General features: G+C 72.5%; 14 protein-coding genes. 6 read left to right on the top strand and 8 right to left on the bottom strand.

Going from position 1 to position 14,845, the window contains the following annotated elements:
* Positions 1-221 precede the first annotated feature (221 nt).
* On the bottom strand, positions 222-674 hold the full coding sequence (locus ABT070_RS02205; RefSeq protein WP_351753384.1) for a MarR family winged helix-turn-helix transcriptional regulator: 453 nt from the start codon (positions 672-674) through the stop codon (positions 222-224).
* Between the two features lie 110 nt (positions 675-784).
* On the opposite strand from ABT070_RS02205, the gene ABT070_RS02200 reads away from it, so the two are divergent.
* Positions 785-1,804, top strand: a complete 1,020-nt coding sequence (locus ABT070_RS02200) for an NADP-dependent oxidoreductase (protein ID WP_351753382.1) — start codon at positions 785-787, stop codon at positions 1,802-1,804.
* Between the two features lie 242 nt (positions 1,805-2,046).
* Here the strand turns inward: ABT070_RS02200 and ABT070_RS02195 are convergent, their stop codons facing one another.
* Complete coding sequence (locus ABT070_RS02195; RefSeq protein ID WP_351753380.1) at positions 2,047-3,234, bottom strand: serine hydrolase domain-containing protein; 1,188 nt, start codon at positions 3,232-3,234, stop codon at positions 2,047-2,049.
* Between the two features lie 279 nt (positions 3,235-3,513).
* Between ABT070_RS02195 and ABT070_RS02190 the strand changes: the two genes are divergently transcribed.
* Both ABT070_RS02190 and ABT070_RS02185 read left to right on the top strand, forming a co-directional pair.
* Complete coding sequence (locus ABT070_RS02190; protein WP_351753377.1) at positions 3,514-4,311, top strand: EI24 domain-containing protein; 798 nt, start codon at positions 3,514-3,516, stop codon at positions 4,309-4,311.
* A complete protein-coding gene (locus ABT070_RS02185) occupies positions 4,308-4,922 on the top strand; it encodes a LysE family translocator (RefSeq protein ID WP_351753374.1) in 615 nt (204 codons plus the stop codon). The genes ABT070_RS02190 and ABT070_RS02185 overlap by 4 nt, the downstream gene beginning before the upstream one ends.
* A gap of 54 nt (positions 4,923-4,976) precedes the next feature.
* On the opposite strand, the gene ABT070_RS02180 is transcribed toward ABT070_RS02185, so the two are convergent.
* Positions 4,977-6,269 carry a pyroglutamyl-peptidase I gene (locus ABT070_RS02180; RefSeq protein WP_351753371.1) on the bottom strand — a complete coding sequence of 431 codons (1,293 nt, stop codon included), beginning with the start codon at positions 6,267-6,269 and terminating at the stop codon, positions 4,977-4,979.
* Between the two features lie 75 nt (positions 6,270-6,344).
* Positions 6,345-7,295, bottom strand: coding sequence for a LysR family transcriptional regulator (locus ABT070_RS02175; RefSeq protein WP_451099400.1), 951 nt, complete (start codon positions 7,293-7,295; stop codon positions 6,345-6,347).
* Between the two features lie 48 nt (positions 7,296-7,343).
* Between ABT070_RS02175 and ABT070_RS02170 the strand changes: the two genes are divergently transcribed.
* On the top strand, positions 7,344-7,781 hold the full coding sequence (locus tag ABT070_RS02170) for a RidA family protein (protein WP_351753366.1): 438 nt from the start codon (positions 7,344-7,346) through the stop codon (positions 7,779-7,781).
* A gap of 65 nt (positions 7,782-7,846) precedes the next feature.
* Positions 7,847-10,267 (top strand): glycoside hydrolase family 3 protein, encoded by a 2,421-nt coding sequence (locus ABT070_RS02165; protein WP_351754409.1) that lies wholly within the window; start codon positions 7,847-7,849, stop codon positions 10,265-10,267.
* A 133-nt stretch (positions 10,268-10,400) separates the two neighbouring features.
* Here ABT070_RS02165 and ABT070_RS02160 read toward each other — a convergent pair whose 3' ends face one another.
* Both ABT070_RS02160 and ABT070_RS02155 read right to left on the bottom strand, forming a co-directional pair.
* Positions 10,401-11,378, bottom strand: coding sequence for an aldose epimerase family protein (locus ABT070_RS02160; protein WP_351753363.1), 978 nt, complete (start codon positions 11,376-11,378; stop codon positions 10,401-10,403).
* Positions 11,379-11,393: 15 nt separating this feature from the next.
* Positions 11,394-12,296, bottom strand: a complete 903-nt coding sequence (locus tag ABT070_RS02155) for an SGNH/GDSL hydrolase family protein (RefSeq protein WP_351753361.1) — start codon at positions 12,294-12,296, stop codon at positions 11,394-11,396.
* 262 nt (positions 12,297-12,558) lie between these two features.
* Here ABT070_RS02155 and ABT070_RS02150 point away from each other — a divergent pair, with 262 nt between their 5' ends.
* Entirely contained in the window at positions 12,559-13,053 is a 495-nt protein-coding gene (locus ABT070_RS02150; protein ID WP_054238125.1) for a DUF3145 domain-containing protein, read from the top strand.
* 144 nt (positions 13,054-13,197) lie between these two features.
* On the opposite strand, the gene fabF is transcribed toward ABT070_RS02150, so the two are convergent.
* The gene (fabF, locus tag ABT070_RS02145; RefSeq protein WP_351753357.1) at positions 13,198-14,478 is read right to left on the bottom strand and encodes a beta-ketoacyl-ACP synthase II; all 1,281 of its coding nucleotides are present in this window, start codon (positions 14,476-14,478) and stop codon (positions 13,198-13,200) included.
* Positions 14,479-14,558: 80 nt separating this feature from the next.
* Complete coding sequence (locus ABT070_RS02140) at positions 14,559-14,807, bottom strand: acyl carrier protein (RefSeq protein ID WP_351753355.1); 249 nt, start codon at positions 14,805-14,807, stop codon at positions 14,559-14,561.
* Positions 14,808-14,845: the final 38 nt, after the last annotated feature.

Here is a 14,845-nt window from a genome sequence, read left to right as displayed (position 1 = left end):
GTACGACCGGTCCGGGCGCGGACCGGGACGGGCCTGAACAGCTGCGACGGGCCCCGGGCCCCGACCCCGGGCGGCTGGAGCGGGTCCGGGTGGCCGAGCGGGGCCCGGTCACTCGCCGCCGGGCCGGGGGCGCTCGCCGTAGAGCCGGGGCGCCCGCCGTAGGACCGGGGACGCTCGCCGTCGGGTCGGGGTGCTCGCCGTAGGACCGGGGACGCTCGCCGTCAGACCAGGTCGTCCTGCGTGCCCAGCATCCGCCGCAGCAGCCCCCGCAGCACCACCCGCTCCTGTTCCGCCAGTCCCGCCAGCGGCTCCCGCGCGAACCGCAGCGACTCGCGCAGCCCCTTGGCGATCTTCCGGCCCTCGACCGTGGCCGCCGCCAGCTTCACCCGGCGGTCGGCCGGATCGGGGCGCCGCTCGACCAGACCGCGGGACTCCAGCCGGTCGACGATGCCCGTCACGTTGGACGGCTCACACTTCAGTTTCTGCGCCAGCTTCCGCATCGGCAGCGGCTCCAGCGAGAGCAGGCTCAGCAGCCGGGCCTGCGCGCCGGTGAGGGCGTGACCTGCGGCGGCTTCCTCGTAGTCCTCGTAGTAGCGGGCCACGACCTCGCCGATCAGGCCGACGACCTCCATGGTCAGGGCGTCGGGGAGAGGGGTCGGCTGTGGGGTGGGCATGGATGCAGGGTACCCCGTTACTTGACATCCTGAAATATTCAGGAGCATGGTTGTTTCAGGTAGTGAAGCATTTTGAGCGTAGGATTTGAACGCAGGAAAGGCAGCCCCCCATGACCGAGTCGGCCCTCCCCACCACCAGCCGCGAATGGCGTCTGCTCAGCCGTCCCGTCGGCTGGCCGAAGCCCGAGGACTTCGAGCTGGCCGACGCGGAGATCCGGCAGCCCGGCCCGGGTGAAGTGCTGGTCCGCAACGCGTACGTCTCCGTCGACCCCTACATGCGCGGCCGGATGAGCGCGGCCAAGTCGTACGTGGCCCCCTTCGAGCTGGGCAAGGCCATGCAGGGCGGGGCGGTCGGCGAGGTCGTCGCCTCCGCCGTCGAGGGCGTCTCCGTCGGCGACCACGTCCTGCACTTCGGCGGCTGGCGCGAGTACGCCACCTTCGACGCCAAGCAGGCCGTCAAGGTCGACCCCGAGGCCGCACCCCTGTCCACCTACCTCGGCGTCCTCGGGATGACCGGCCTCACCGCCTACGCGGGCCTGCTGCGCACCGGCTCCTTCAAGGAGGGCGACTCCGTCTTCGTGTCGGGCGCGGCCGGCGCCGTCGGCAGCCAGGTCGGCCAGATCGCCAGGCTGAAGGGCGCCTCCCGGGTCATCGGCTCGGCCGGCTCCGACGAGAAGGTCAAGCTGCTCGTCGAGGAGTACGGCTTCGACGCCGCCTTCAACTACAAGAACGGATCCGTGGCCGCGCAGCTCCGCGAGGCCGCTCCCGACGGCGTCGACGTCTACTTCGACAACGTCGGCGGCGACCACCTCGAGGCGGCCATCGGCTCGCTCAACGAGAAGGGCCGCATCGTGATCTGCGGCATGATCTCCGTCTACAACAACACCGAGCCGGCCCCCGGCCCGAAGAACCTCGCCCGTCTCATCGCGACCCGCGGCCGCATCGAGGGCTTCCTGGTCGGCGACCACTACGACCTTCAGCCGGAGTTCGTCCAGGAGGTCGGCGGCTGGGTCCGTTCCGGCGAGCTGAAGTACCGCGAGACGGTCGTCGAGGGCATCGAGAACAACCTGGAGGCGTTCCTCGGGGTGCTGCGCGGCGACAACACCGGAAAGATGATCGTCAAGCTCTGACCTCCGGTCCGTGACACCGCCCTGACCGGTCGTCGCGTACGGCGAAGGCCGCACCCCGGGACGTGGGGTGCGGCCTTCGCTCTCCCGTCGGCACACGCGCCGCGTGCCCCGCCGCAGCCGTGCCGCCGGCCCGCCTCCGGCAGCCTCCGACCACCTCGCCGACCGGGCCACCGGCCGACCGGGCCACCGACCTGCCCGGCGTCCGGGCCTGCCCGGTGGGCGGGTGCGTCGGGGCGGGGCCGTCAGCCGGTGGCCAGGGCGGCTTCGTGTACCACCGCCGCCAGACGGTCGTTCTCCGGGGCGGATCCGCCCGGGAAGGCGAACCGGCGGCGTGTGTAGCCGTAGGCGAGCCCGCTGCGCGGATCCGCGAAGGCCTGGCAGCCGCCCGCCCCGCTGTGCCCGAACGCCCCGGCGCCCAGGAACGGGTGCCAGGCGTCGGCGGTCGCCTGGAAGCCCAGCCCGTACGACTTGTGCGAGCGCGCCACCACGTCGTAGCCCACCGAGTGCAGCTGCCCGAACTCCGCCGCCGTGTCCTCCTTGAGCAGCGGCGCCTTCCCGCCGACCTCGCTGATCGCCGCCGCGTAGAGCCCGGCCAGCCCGCGCGCCGAGGCCACCCCGCCGACCGAGGCCGGGCCCTTGGCCCGGATCAGGGGATCGTTCGGCAGGAGTTCCAGATCGGTCGGCTCGGCGGTGTGCCGGTTGAAGGCGATGGCGGCGAGCGTGTGCGGCCCGCCCGGCAGGGAGTCCAGCAGCGCCCGCTGCTCGGCGGTCGGCGCCATCGGCTGCGCGCTGCGGAACCGCGGCTCGTGCGCCGCGGGCAGCCCCAGGAAGAAGTCCAGCCCGTAGGGGACGCGCACCCGCTCCTCGTACACCTCCTGGAGCGTACGGCCGGTGGCCCGCCGTACGACCTCGCCGGTGAGCGCCCCGATGACCAGCCCGTGGTAGCCGAAGGCGGTGCCCGGCCGCCAGAACGGCCGCTGGTCGGCGAGGCGTTCGGCGATCTGCCGGTCGTCGGCCAGTTCCTGCGGCGAGAACCCGCTGTCCGTGCCGATCACCCCGGCCCGGTGCGCGAGCAGCTCGCGCAGGGTCAGCGCGCCCTTGCCCTCGGCCGCGAACTCCGGCCAGTAGTAGGTGACTTTGCGGTCCAGCTCCAGCGTGCCCTCCTGGACGAGGAGGGCGACGACCAGGTGGGCTGCGCCCTTGGTCGACGAGTACACGCCGTAGAGCGAGTCGGGGCCGGCGCCCTCGCCGGGCGCCCACAGGTCGACCACCCGCCGACCGTGCACATGGGCGCACAGCTGGCCCTCGTAGTCGGGCCTCTCCGCCGCGACGAACGCGGCGAACGCCTCCCGCACCGCTTCGAATCCGTCGGCGACCGTGCCGTGGATCGCCCTCGTGGTCCCCGTCTCAGTCCCAGTCAATCGAGTCATCCGCTCTCCTCAACCAGCCCACTGCTCGCGTGTGCCGACACGTCCCTCGAGCTCGGCTTCTCCCCGTGCCACGCCGTCGAGCCGAAATACCTCTCCGGACCTGCCGAGACCGTTGCCTCTGCAGATCGGTACGGCGAGGCGTACCTGTTCGACTCAACTGCGGCGGGCAGGTGTTGGTGTCACCGATGCCCCGGATGGCCTACGAGGGCCGCCGCGGGCGTGCGGCACGGGGTGTACGGCCGTCGGCCGTGAAATGTGCACGACCGATAGAGTTCGGCCATGCGCGATCTTGGGGTGGGGTTCACGTACCTCCTGAAGGGCCAGCGGTGGGTGGCCCGGCACGGCAAGCAGTACGGGTTCGGGCTCGTTCCCGGCCTGATCACCCTCGTCCTCTACGCGGCGGCCCTGGTGGCGCTCGCGGTGTGGGGCGAGGACTTCGTCGGGTGGTCGACACCGTTCGCCGACGACTGGACGAGCCCCTGGCGCGGACTGTTCCGCGGCTTCCTCGTCGCCGTGCTGTTCGCCCTCGGTCTGCTGCTCGCCGTCCTCACCTTCACCGCGGTCACCCTGCTCATCGGGCAGCCGTTCTACGAGAGCCTCTCCGAGAGGGTCGACCGGGACGTCTCGCCCGACGGCACGGCCCCCGAGTCCGGGCTGCCGCTCTGGCGCGAACTGTGGATCTCCGGCCGCGACAGCCTGCGCATCCTCTGCCGCGCGCTGCTGTGGGCCGTGCTGCTGTTCGCCCTCGGGTTCGTCCCGGTCGTCGGGCAGACGGTGGTCCCGGTGATCGGCTTCTTCGTCACCGGCTTCTTCCTCACCCAGGAACTCGCCTCCGTCGCCCTCCAGCGCCGGGGCGTCGACCTGCGGGCCCGGCTCGCCCTGCTCCGCTCCCGCAAGGCCCTGATCTGGGGCTTCGGCACCCCCCTGGGGCTGGCCTTCCTGGTGCCGGTCGTCGCGGTGTTCCTGATGCCGGGCGCGGTCGCGGGCGCCACCCTGCTGGCCCGTGAGCTGCTCGGCGAGGAGATCGCCGAGGAGGACGGGGCGGGCACCCCGAAAGAGGAGAACGCCACCTCATGACCGAGCTGCTCGCCGTCGCCCTCATCACCGTGCTGGCCGTCATCGCCCCCGGCGCCGACTTCGCGATGATCGTCCGCAACAGCTATCTCTACGGCCGCCGTACGGGGCTGCTCGCGGCGACCGGAGTCGCCGCGGGCGTCCTCGTCCATGTCACGTACACGATGCTCGGCGTGGGCCTGCTGATCGCCTCGTCCACGTTCCTCTTCACGGTCATCAAGCTGATCGGCGCGGCGTACCTGATCTACATCGGCGTCCGTACCTTCCGCACCAAGGGCGAGGTCGAGGTCGACCTCACGGGCAAGACGGAACTGACCCCGCTCGCCGCCCTGCGCGCGGGGTTCCTGACCAACGTCCTCAACCCGAAGACGACCCTCTTCGTCGTCTCCACGTTCTCCCAGGTCGTCAGCCCCGGCACACCGGTCCGGCAGCAGATCGGCTACGGCCTGTTCATGTCGCTGGCGCATCTGCTGTGGTTCGGCGTGGTCGCCGTCTTCTTCTCCCACGACCGCATGCGCACGCTGATGCTGCGCGGCCAGCGGGTCCTCAACAAGGTCATCGGCTCGGTCCTGGCGGGTCTGGGCGTCAGCCTGGCGCTGGCGCCCTCGCACTGACCCGGCTCCGGGACCGCCGGCTCCGGGGACCCGGCGCCGGCGGTCCCGCGGGGTCTACCGCCCGGCCGCCACGGCCACCGCCAGGATCGCCCGGACCTGGGCGACGATGTCCAGCCGGTTCCGCACGAACTCCGGATCGGTGACGTCCTGGGTGTTGCCCGCCGCGAACTGGAGGACCGGCGTGTGCACATGCCCGCCCGGCAGGCTGTCGTGCAGCCCGAGCCGGTCGCGCAGCAGGGTGGCCCGGTAGGCGATCTCGTTGGAGAGGTAGTTCCCGCCGCCCCCGGCCCGTGCGGTCGACCCCGCCGTCGGCCCGTCCGGCCGTGCGACGGGCTCGCCGCCTCCCGCCGGTATCTCGGTGACGCCCGTGTTGTCGTAGACCGGGAACCGGCCCGTGTCCGCCGCCACGATCGCGGCGTACGGCAGCGTCGTGGTCGTCCACTGCGGCTGCGAGGCGGGATCGGCGACCGGGACCGTCTCCGTCCGGCCGATGTTCTCGTTGTCGGGGAAGCCCCCGCGCCAGGCCCCGTTGGTGCGCTCCACGTCGAAGCGGCCGACGCGGCCCTGGCTGACGGTGGCGAACAGGTCGACGTACGGCAGATACGGCCGCAGGGCGCGCTCCACCGTCCGGTCCGCGAAGTCCTGCCAGCGCACCGGGAACACGGCGGTCTCCACCCGCGCCGGGCCGTCCGCGGTCTGGATCACCGTGCCGTCGAGTGCGAGCGCGGTCGCCCCTGACGGGTTGGAGATGCGGATGTCCCGGTCCAGGGTGAACGGGTCGAAGCCGGTGACCAGAACGCGCTTGAGCCCCTTGGTGTGCCGGAGGTGGTGCAGGTCGGTCTGTCCGCGCGAGGTGCGTTCCAAGGTGTCGAGCAGAGCGGTGCGTTGGCCGTCGGTGACGGCGAAGCCGGGCTGCCAGGTGCGCACTTCGCTCGTCATGCCGAGCCGCGCCCAGTACAGCGGGCGGTCGTCGTCCCGGCTGAGGTCCCCGCCGGCGGACCCGCGGCCCTGGACCCGGTCCACCGCCCGCCGCCACAGGGCAGCGCCCTCGCGGGTGACGACCCGACGGGCCTGGGCGTAGGAGTGCGAGGCCTCCAGCAGCCGGGCGAAACGCGGAGCCACCGCGTCGAACCCGGACCGGGTGAGGATCTCCTGGGGAACGGCCTGCGTCAGGCGCTGTTCCTCGACCGTGAGGCCGGGCGCCGCTTCGGCACCGGTCGCGGCGGCGGCGGTGGCGGTGGCGTGGGGGAGGACGAGCCCGGCCGACAGGGCCAGACCGAGAACGCCGACGCGCACGCGCCGGGAACGCGTCGAGCAGGCGGAGTACGCGGAGGATGCGAGATGCACGTGGTGGAGGTCCTTCCGTCGCTGTGGGGGAGAGCGTGGGGTGGGACGGCGGAAGTATCCCGTGACGGAAGTGGTCTACGCCATGGCGCCGGGGATCGCCGTCGCCGCCTCCCGCAGCGCGGTGACGAACGCCTCCGCCGCCGGAGTGAGCGACCGCCCCCGTTCCGTCGCCGCGTACACCGCCCGCGCGGGGGCGTCCTCGTCGCGCACCGGCAGCAGCACGACGTCCGGCCGTACGGACGAGGCGGCGAGCGCCGGGACCAGCGCGACGCCGAGGCCCGCGGCGACATAGCCCTGCTTGGCGGTCCACTCGGCGACGACGTGCGCCACCCGCGGCCGGAAGCCCTCCCGCAGTGCCGCGTCGAGGAGGGTGCCCTCGGGCCGGGCGGATCCGGACACCCAGTCGGCGTCGGCGAGTTCGCCCAGCCGCACCGGTCCACCGCGACCCGAGAGGGGATGCCCGGCCGGGACGGCGACGTACAGCGACTCGTCCAGGAGATGACGCAGCGCGTACGACTCCAGCGCCGCGCGGCCCGTCGTGGACACCACCGCCAGGTCGAGATGTCCGGCGCCCAGCCGCTCCAGCAGGGCCGGGGTGAGCCCCTCCTCCCGCGTGACGCGCACACCCGGACAGCGGTCCCGGAACGCGGCAAGGGCACGCGGTACCAGCGCCGCGTCCGCCGTCGCGAACGCCCCGAACCGCAGCCGCCCGTCGGCGCCCTCCCGCAGCGCGGCCAGCTCGCGCCGGGCGCCGTGCAGGGCCTCGGCGACGGACTCCGCGTACGGCACCAGCGCCCGCCCGGCCTCCGTCAACCGCACCCCGCGCGGCAGCCGGTCGAAGAGCGGACCCCCGCCCAGGGCCGCCTCCAGCGAGGAGATCTGCCGGGACACCGCGGACTGGGTCCACCCCAGGGTCCGCGCGGCGACGGTGAACGAGCCGTGCCGGACGACCTCCAGAAACGCCCTCAGCCAGACGGTGGAGAGTTCGGGCAGGGCCATGCGATGCGGATCCGGCATGACGACCATGCTGGACATTCGCTTGTCGCATCGCAAGTCCCGTCCTAGCGTCGGGACATGGAGATCACCCTCGACAACCCCGCCGGCGCCCCCCAGCCCCTGAGCCCCTACTACTCCCAGGTCGCCCGTGTCCGACAGGCGGACGGCAGCGCCCTGTTGTTCCTCTCCGGGCAGATCGCCGAGGGCGCCACACTCGCCGAGCAGAGCCGGGGCGTCTTCGAGACGATCGACGCCCTGCTGAGGGCGCACGGGGCGGGCCTGGCGGACGTCATCAACATCCGTACGTATCTCACCGACATCGGCCGGCTCGCCGAATACGGCGCCGTACGAAGGGAGTTCCTCACCGGTACCCCGCCGACCAGCATGACCTTCGAGGTGTCCCGGCTGTTCCGCCCCGAGGCGCTGATCGAGGTGGAGGTGGTGGCGGCGGTGCCCGCGGCCGAGGCCGGCCGGTCGGCTTCCGGCCTCGCCCGGCAGCCGCAGGCGCGTTCCTGATTCACTCGTGGGCCGCCGCGGGCAGGATGGAGGTGTCCGTGCACCGCAACGAGGAGGCGCCGCACATGGCGGAAGTGGAGACGGCCGTCGAGACGGCCCTCGGCAGACTCGACCTGGACGCCAAGACCCGGCTGCTGGCCGGGCAGGACACGTGGTCGCTGCCCGAGCTGCCGGAGATCGGACTGAAGTCCCTCGTCATGTCCGACGGCCCGATCGGGGTCCGGGGCGTGCGCTGGACCGCCGACGACCCGTCCGTCGCGCTGCCCTCCCCGACCGCCCTCGCGGCCACCTGGGACCCGGAGCTCGCCCACCGCGCCGGCGTCCTGCTCGCCCAGGAAGCCCGCCGCAAGGGCGTCCACGTGCTGCTCGCCCCCACGGTCAACCTGCACCGCTCCCCGCTCGGCGGCCGTCACTTCGAGGCCTACAGCGAGGACCCCTACCTGACGGGGGTGATCGGCGCGGGCTATGTGAACGGCGTCCAGTCCGGCGGTGTCGGCACCACCGTCAAGCACTTCGTCGCCAACGACGCCGAGACCGACCGCTTCACCGTGAACAACCTGGTCGGCGAACGCGCCCTGCGCGAGCTGTACCTGGCCCCCTTCGAGGCCATCGTCGAGAAGGCCCGCCCCTGGGGCGTCATGACCGCCTACAACACGGTCAACGGCGTGACGATGACCGAGCACCACCACCTCGTGAACGAGGTCCTGCGCGACGCGTGGGGCTTCGACGGTTTCAACGTCTCCGACTGGATGGCCGCCCGCGACACCGTGGGCGCGCTGCGGGGCGGGCTCGACGTCGCCATGCCCGGCCCGCGGACCGTCTACGGCGAGGCCCTCGCGCGGGCGGTGCGCGACGGGCGGCTCGACGAGGCCGAGGTCGACGAGGCCGTACGCCGCGTCCTGCGTCTGGCCGCCCGCGTCGGCGCCCTCGCGGGGGTCGAACCCGCCGTCACCCGGCCGCCCGCCCCCGTCGACGGCGAGGCTCTGGCCCGCGAACTGGCCCGCCGCTCCTTCGTCCTGGTCCGCAACGAGGACGACGCGCTGCCGCTCGGGTCCGGCACCGTCGCCCTCATCGGCGCGGCCGCGCGCGACGCCCGGATCCTCGGCGGCGGCTCCGCGACCGTCTTCCCGGCCCGCACGGTCTCCCCGCTCGACGGCCTCACCGCCGCGCTCCCCGAAGGCACCCTCAGCTACACCGTCGGCGCCGACCCCACCACCGAACTCGCCGTCGCCGACAAGGGCTTCGCGCTGCGGGCGGTCTGCCGCGACGCCGCCGGGACCGTCATCGGCACCCGGTCCGCGCCGAACGGCCGGATCCAGTGGATGGGCTCCGACCTGCCCGAGGGCGTCACCCTCGACGCCCTCCACACGGTCGAGCTGACCGGCACCTTCACCCCGGGGGAGAGCGGCCCGCACACCTTCGGCATCAAGGGCACGGGCGGCTTCACCCTCGCCGTCGCCGGGACCACGTACTACGACGACGTCCAGCTGCCCGCCGACGACACCGACCCCTTCGAGGCGTTCTTCGGCGCCCCGGTGCCCCGCGCCGAGGTCCGACTGACCGCCGGCGAACCGGTCGAGGTCTCCCTCACCCATGTCTTCGCGCTCCCCGAAGACACCCCCTTCAAGGCCATCGCCTTCGTCCTGGCCCACCAGGATCCGCAGCGCGACCCCGACGAGCTGATCGCCGAGGCGGCCGAGGCGGCGCGGGCCGCCGACACGGCCGTGGTCGTGGTCGCCACCACCGAACGCGTCGAGTCCGAGGGTTTCGACCGCAGGGATCTCCGCCTCCCCGGCCGGCAGGACGACCTGGTCCGTGCCGTCGCCGCCGCCAACCCGAACACCGTCGTGGTCGTCAACGCGGGCTCCCCGGTGGAGCTGCCGTGGCGCGAGGAGGTGGCGGCCGTCCTGCTCACCTGGTTCCCCGGCCAGGAGGGCGGAGCTGCCCTGGCGGACGTCCTGACGGGCGCCCACGAACCCGGTGGGCGGCTCCCCACCACCTGGGGGTCCCTCGACGACGCCCCCGTCACCGAGGTCACCCCCACCGACGGCGAGCTCGTCTACGCCGAGGGTGTCTTCATCGGCTACCGCGCCTGGGAGAAGGCGGGCCGCACCCCGGCCCATCCCTTCGGCCACGGCCTGGGCTACACCGACTGGACGTACGAGTCGGCCGACGTCACCGGCTCCACGGTCACCGTGCGGATCCGCAACAGCGGCGCGCGGCCGGGGCGCGAGATCGTGCAGCTCTATCTCGCCCCCGCCGGGACGGCCCCGGCCCCCGAACGCCCGGCCCGCTGGCTGGCCGGCTTCGCCGGCGCCGAGGCGGGCCCCGGGGAGAGCGTCGAGGTCACCGTGGAGATCCCGGACCGTGCCTTCGAGGTGTGGGACGAGGCGGACCACCGGTGGTCCTTTGTGAAAGGTTCGTACGAAATCCAGGTGGGGCGCTCGATCGCGGACCGCAGGATCACCGCGACGATTAACGTGTGACCCGGCGCCCGTCGCCCCACCGACAGCCCCGGTCCGGGACCTGACCCCTGGACCGGGGCAACATCTTTTCGGCGGCTCTTCGGCGGCCCTTCGGCAGCCTTCGGCCGCGCGCCTCGCCGGCCGTCCGCGGCCCCTACCGGACCGAGAAGCCGTACACCGTCTCCGACCGGTAGGCCGCCCCCGGCCGCAGCACGGTGCTCGGGAACTCCGGGCGGTTCGGCGAGTCGGGGAAGTGCTGGGTCTCCAGCGCGATGCCCTCGCCCGGCTCGAAGGGCTCGCCCAGGTGGTCGGCGGTGTACAGCTGGAGCCCCGGCTCGGTGGTCGCCACCGTCAGCACCCGCCCGGACGCCGGATCGTGCAGCTCGGCCACCTCGACCGGGGCGTCCGTGACGCCCTTGTCGAGCGCGAAGTTGTGGTCGTAGCCGGCGCCGACCTTGCGGGCCGAACGGAAGTCGAAGCGGCCGTCCGCCACCTGCGCGAGCTCACCCGTCGGGATCAGGTCGGCGTCCACCGGCGTGTACCGCGAGGCGGCCAGCCGCAGTTCGTGGCCGCCCGCGCCGCCGCTCCCCGGACCGCCCAGGTTGAAGTAGCTGTGGTTGGTCAGGTTCACCACCGTCGGCGCGTCCGTGACCGCCTCGTACACGAACCGCAGCGCCCCCGACGCGTCGAGCGTGTACGTCGCCGTCACCTCGAGACGGCCGGGGAAGCCCTCCTCGCCGTGCGGGGCGACCCGGCTGAGCCGCAGCCCGTGCTCGACCGGCGCGACGTCCCACACCCGCTTGTCGAAGCCGTGCGGGCCGCCGTGCAGCGAGTTCGGCGCGTTGTTCGGCTCCAGCGCGTACGTCACGCCGTCCAGCGGGAAGCGGGCGTGCGCGATCCGGTTGGCGTACCGCCCGATCAGCGCGCCGAGGAAGGGCTCCGGATGTGCGAGATAGCCCTCCAGGTCCGCGAACCCCAGCACCACGTTCGCCGGGCGCCCGTCCCGGTCCGGGACCTCGACGGACTGCACGATCCCGCCGTACGAAAGGACCCGCACCCGCGTGCCCGCCCGCTCCAGAGTCCAGCGGTGCACCTCAGTGCCGTCGGAAAGTGTTCCGAAGTGTTCGCTCATGAGCGAAACCCTAAATCACGACGCCTTCGCGGTGACCCCTCGATAGGCCAGCTCAGCGAGGTGCGCCTGACCGTTCTTGCTCGGGTGGAACCAGTCCCAGTGGCTCAACTGGTCGGTACCGAACCTGAAGTCGTACACCGCCCCGCCGTCGAACCGGCACCGCAGGTCCTTCGCGCAGACCTCCGCCAGCACCGAGTTGTAGTCCTCCACCCGCTTCTGCACGGTCTCCCGCCGCGTGGTCGCCGCCGCGTCCAGCGCGTCCGCGTCGCCCAGCATCGACGGGCACAGGCCCAGCTTCCACACCTGCTTGCCCAGTACGTTCGTCCGCCCCTGCGACCACAGCCGCTTCAGGTTCGGCACGCTCGTCACGTACACCTGCGTCTTCGGCAGCGCCCGGCGCAGCGTGCTCAGCGCGTCCTGGAACTCCGTCCGGAAGTCGGCCACCGACGTCATCGCCGCCGGCGACTCCCGGCAGGCGTCGTTCGCCCCCGCCATCACCGTCACCAACTGCGGTTTCTCGGCCACCGCCTGGGTCATCTGGGCCGGCAGGTCCGCCATCCGCGCCCCGGTCGCCGCGTAGTTCCAACTGTGCGTGGCCGCCTCGGCCGCGCCCAGCAGCCGGACGGCGAGACTGTTCACCTCGGCGCTGTCGCCGGTCGCCCAGGACACCTCGGGGCAGTCCGCGAGCACCGTACACGCGTCGAAGCCGCGCGTGATGGAGTCGCCCACCGCCGCCATCGAGGACGGGCTGGAGTCCCACAACGGGGTCGGCGAGGGCGACGGCGCGGTCTGCCGGGCCCGGGTGCCCGAGGACCCCTCGGCATCGCCGCCCCCCAGTGCGTCACAGCCGGCCAGGCCCAGGACGGCCGCCGTCGTGCCCGCGAGCACGGCCCGCGCGTGCCGGTTCCGTTTCCGCATCCGCTCGTGTTCCCCTCGCTCCTCGAACAACGCCCCCCTATGACAACGCGCGGGAGTTCCCGGCGAATCACACCCACAAGATGGAACGCCTCACGCCCGTACAGGCGTCCTGCCGAGTGAATGGCGGAGGTTTCACGGCACTGGGACCGACGGTACGTCACACTCCTTGCGCCGCCGCACGGTAGCCTCGCCATCAACGCGGCTGCCTGCCACCGCAGCCATGCCGGCCTGCAAGACTGTCCCGCTCTGCCCGGAGGTCCCGGTGACGACACGTGGAGTTCTGTACGTGCACTCCGCGCCGCGCGCGCTGTGCCCACACGTCGAGTGGGCCGTCGCCGGGGTGCTCGGCACGCGCGTCAACCTCGACTGGATCCGGCAGCCCGCCGCGCCCGGCACCTGGCGCTCGGAGTTCTCCTGGAAGGGCGAGGCCGGCACGGCGTCCAAGCTGGCCTCCGCGCTGCGCGGCTGGCACCTGCTGCGCTTCGAGGTCACCGCCGAGCCCTGCGCCACCGCCGAGGGCGAGCGCTACAGCTGCACGCCCGACCTGGGCATCTTCCACGCCGTCACCGGCATCCACGGCGACATCCTCATCCCCGAGGACCGGCTGCGCGCCGCCCTGCTGCGCAGCCAGCGCGGCGAGACGGACCTGGAGGCCGAGCTCTCCAAACTGCTCGGCAAGCCGTGGGACGACGAGCTGGAGCCCTTCAGATACGCGGGCGAGGGCGCCCCGGTGCGCTGGCTGCACCAGGTCGTGTGAGCCGACCCGGGGGCGCGGGGAACCGCGCGACAGGCCCCCACCGGCCCGCACCCGGCCGACGACAGACCACTGAACACTGAACGCCGATGGCCCGAACCCCCGGAGGGTTCGGGCCATCGGCGTTCAGACCGGCAGCGGCGCTTCTCAGACCGTGCGGAACGCCAGCACCACGTTGTGCCCACCGAACCCGAACGAGTCGTTGAGGGCGGCGATACGGCCCTCGACGGGCAGCTTGCGCGCCTCGCCGCGCACGATGTCCGCGTTGGCCTCGGCCTCGGGGTCGAGGTTCTCGACGTTGATGGTCGGCGGGGCGATCCGGTTGTACAGCGCGAGGACCGTCGCGACGGACTCCACGCCGCCCGCGCCGCCCAGCAGATGACCGGTCATCGACTTGGTCGCGGAGATCGCCATGTGGTCGGCGTCGTCGCCGAACACCTTGCGCAGTGCCTTCAGTTCGGCCACGTCACCGGCCGGCGTCGAGGTGGCGTGCGCGTTGACGTGCACGATCTCCGCCGGGTTCAGGTCGGTGCTGTCCAGCAGGTTCTGCAGGGCGTGCGCGATACCGCGGCCCTCGGGCTCCGGCTGCACGATGTCGTGGGCGTCGGAGGAGATGCCCTGGCCGACCGCCTCCGCGTACACCCGGGCCCCGCGCTGCGCGGCGTGCTCGGCGGACTCCAGGACGATCACGCCCGCGCCCTCGCCCATGACGAAGCCGTCGCGGGCGACGTCGTAGGGACGCGAGGCGCCCTGCGGGTCGTCGTTGTTCTTGGACATCGCCATCATGTTGCCGAACGCGGCGATGGGCAGCGGGTGGATCGCCGCCTCCGTACCGCCGGCGACCACGATGTCGGCGCGGCCCGTACGGATCATCTCGATGGCGTAGCCGATGGCCTCCGCGCCCGACGCGCACGCCGAGACCGGCGTGTGCACGCCCGCGCGGGCGCCCACGAGCAGACCCACGTTGGCGGAGGGGCTGTTCGGCATCAGCATGGGCACGGTGTGCGGGGAGACGCGGCGGACGCCCTTCTCCTTCAGCACGTCGTACTGGTCGAGCAGGGTGGTCACGCCGCCGATGCCGGAGGCGATGACCGCGCCGAGCCGGTCGGGGTCGACATCGCCCTCGCTGCCGTCCTCACCGGCCTTGCCGGAGAAACCGGCGTCCTTCCAGGCTTCCTTGGCCGCGATCAGCGCGAACTGCGCCGAGCGGTCCAGCTTGCGGGCCTGCGGCCGCGGGATGACTTCGAGGGGTTCCACCGCGACCGGGGCCGCGATGCGGACGGCCTGCTCGGCCGCCCACTCCTGCTCCAGGACCTTGACACCGGACTTGCCGGCGACCAGACCCTCCCAGGTAGAGGCTGCGTCGCCACCCAGCGGTGTGGTTGCGCCGATACCGGTGACGACCACGGTGCGATTGGTCGGGCTCACGGATTCTTTCTCCAACGTTGCGAGGATTCAGCGGCGCCACCGCCGGGTGGCGGGGCAGTTCAGCCCAGGGGACCGATGGATCAGGCCTGGTTCTTGAGGATGTAGCTCGTCGCGTCACCGACGGTCTTGAGGTTCTTGACGTCCTCGTCCGGGATCTTGACCTCGAAGCGCTCCTCGGCGGCGACGACGACCTCGACCATGGACAGCGAGTCGACGTCCAGGTCGTCGGTGAAGGACTTGTCCAGCTGGACGTCCTCAACCGGGATGCCGGCGATCTCGTTCACGATGTCGGCGAGACCGGCGACGATCTCTTCCTGAGTGGCGGCCATTTGGCGCTCCTTCTTTGATATTCCAGAGGGTGTGGCAT

Source organism: Streptomyces sp. NPDC002884 (assembly GCF_040295245.1).
Lineage (GTDB): Bacteria > Actinomycetota > Actinomycetes > Streptomycetales > Streptomycetaceae > Streptomyces.
Note: the sequence above shows the minus strand (reverse complement) of the source record. Positions and strands in the feature narration are given on the sequence as shown.

Coding starts and splice junctions, on each gene's coding strand:
- ABT070_RS02205 (WP_351753384.1), bottom strand. CDS start 674: ATGCCCACCCCACAGCCGACCCCTCTCCCCGACGCCCTGACCATGGAG.
- ABT070_RS02200 (WP_351753382.1), top strand. CDS start 785: ATGACCGAGTCGGCCCTCCCCACCACCAGCCGCGAATGGCGTCTGCTC.
- ABT070_RS02195 (WP_351753380.1), bottom strand. CDS start 3,234: ATGACTCGATTGACTGGGACTGAGACGGGGACCACGAGGGCGATCCAC.
- ABT070_RS02190 (WP_351753377.1), top strand. CDS start 3,514: ATGCGCGATCTTGGGGTGGGGTTCACGTACCTCCTGAAGGGCCAGCGG.
- ABT070_RS02185 (WP_351753374.1), top strand. CDS start 4,308: ATGACCGAGCTGCTCGCCGTCGCCCTCATCACCGTGCTGGCCGTCATC.
- ABT070_RS02175 (WP_451099400.1), bottom strand. CDS start 7,295: ATGGTCGTCATGCCGGATCCGCATCGCATGGCCCTGCCCGAACTCTCC.
- ABT070_RS02170 (WP_351753366.1), top strand. CDS start 7,344: ATGGAGATCACCCTCGACAACCCCGCCGGCGCCCCCCAGCCCCTGAGC.
- ABT070_RS02165 (WP_351754409.1), top strand. CDS start 7,847: ATGGCGGAAGTGGAGACGGCCGTCGAGACGGCCCTCGGCAGACTCGAC.
- ABT070_RS02160 (WP_351753363.1), bottom strand. CDS start 11,378: ATGAGCGAACACTTCGGAACACTTTCCGACGGCACTGAGGTGCACCGC.
- ABT070_RS02155 (WP_351753361.1), bottom strand. CDS start 12,296: ATGCGGAAACGGAACCGGCACGCGCGGGCCGTGCTCGCGGGCACGACG.
- ABT070_RS02140 (WP_351753355.1), bottom strand. CDS start 14,807: ATGGCCGCCACTCAGGAAGAGATCGTCGCCGGTCTCGCCGACATCGTG.